Source organism: Dyadobacter sp., assembly GCF_051859145.1.
Taxonomy (GTDB): Bacteria; Bacteroidota; Bacteroidia; order Cytophagales; family Spirosomataceae; genus Dyadobacter.
In genome coordinates this window covers 1-513 of record NZ_JBHYGF010000575.1, presented here as the reverse complement: position 1 = coordinate 513, position 513 = coordinate 1, and the positions used below count along the sequence as shown (strand labels likewise).

Genomic DNA, 513 nt, shown 5'->3' with positions numbered 1-513 from the left:
AAATTAGCAAAATAGAAGCTGAGTAAATATCCGCAAGCCCATACCGGTCAGCGGACCAACCCGCAAAAGGCGAAATTAAAAGGGAACATATCCTCCGGAAGAAAAGAAACCCGGCAGCTGCGGCGGTGATTTCAACCGGTGACCAATCAGGCTGCGCGCTCATCAACAGGGTCCCAATCAAAACCACGAGCATTCCTTCCACTGCAAAATCAACTAAACACGCTAGCCGGTTAAAGACTGTTGGAAATGATATTTTGAAGTTAAATGGGCGAGCTAGCGACCGGTCTCTTTCTTTCAGCTTTAAGGCAAAGTATATTCCTGGAATCGAAAGCAGTGCAATCACCAAAAAGATCCAGCTAGGATTCATTACTTCAAAAAGCATCGGGCCGATCAATAACGCCAGCAGCGGCCCTGACTCAATTATACTTTGGCTAACCCCCAATGCCAAGCCTTTCTTAGGATAATCCATGGCATAAGTAATTGCCCCAACGCGAAGGACAGAATAGGATATGC

Annotated in this window: 1 protein-coding gene; it reads right to left on the bottom strand. The window is 46.4% G+C overall.

Annotation, left to right across the window (positions count from 1 at the left end; all coding sequences use genetic code 11):
- Positions 1-469, bottom strand: a 469-nt coding sequence (locus ACTIE6_RS24305; protein WP_439559090.1) for a hypothetical protein, incomplete at its 3' end; no start/stop codon positions are given.
- Positions 470-513 lie beyond the last annotated feature (44 nt).